At 58.9% G+C, this 601-nt stretch carries 1 protein-coding gene; it reads left to right on the top strand.

Annotated elements, in window-relative coordinates:
- Nucleotides 1-386: DUF736 domain-containing protein (locus HY30_RS18200; RefSeq protein WP_241765780.1), on the top strand; the 386-nt coding region annotated here is incomplete at its 5' end.
- Between the last annotated feature and the right edge of the window lie 215 nt (nt 387-601).

The raw sequence follows: 601 nt of genomic DNA, 5'->3' as shown, positions 1-601 counted from the left end.
CCGGCGTCGACGGGGACAAGGTGTCCCTCGAAGACAGCCACGGAAACGAAAAGGAGACCCCCATGGCAAACGCACTCGGATATGTCAGCGAAACCAAAACCGGCTTCGAAGGCGCCCTCGCAATGATGAACCTCTCAGCCGCCATCCGCATCGAAAAGAACGCGGACAAAGCTGAAGAGGCCCAGCCGGACTACCGCATCTTCGCCGGTGAGACCGCGACCGAAATCGGCGGCGGCTGGATGCGCAAGGCAAAGTCTTCCGGCCGCGAATACGTCTCCCTGACCCTCGCAGATCCGCAGATTGGCCCGCGCCGCATCTACGCGAACCTCGCACCGGTCAAAGGCAAGAAAGGCCGCCACGTGATCCTCTGGAACCCCAAGGACTAGCCCCGCACTCATCGCCAAACTGGCCGCTCCGGAGATCATTCCGGGGCGGCTTCTGGCATGTTTAATTCGCTCGATAGAGGGGCATCTGTATGCTTACGAAGTCATGCGCGCTGCGCATGGTTAAACAGGGTATCGCCGCGGAGCCGCATATCTTCGTGACTCCCAATTAGAATTTTCTTTTGTTTTCTGGGACGTGTTGAAGCCGCCACGTTGAT

This window comes from Hyphomonas chukchiensis (genome assembly GCF_000682695.1).
Lineage (GTDB): Bacteria > Pseudomonadota > Alphaproteobacteria > Caulobacterales > Hyphomonadaceae > Hyphomonas > Hyphomonas chukchiensis.
Note: the sequence above shows the minus strand (reverse complement) of the source record. Positions and strands in the feature narration are given on the sequence as shown.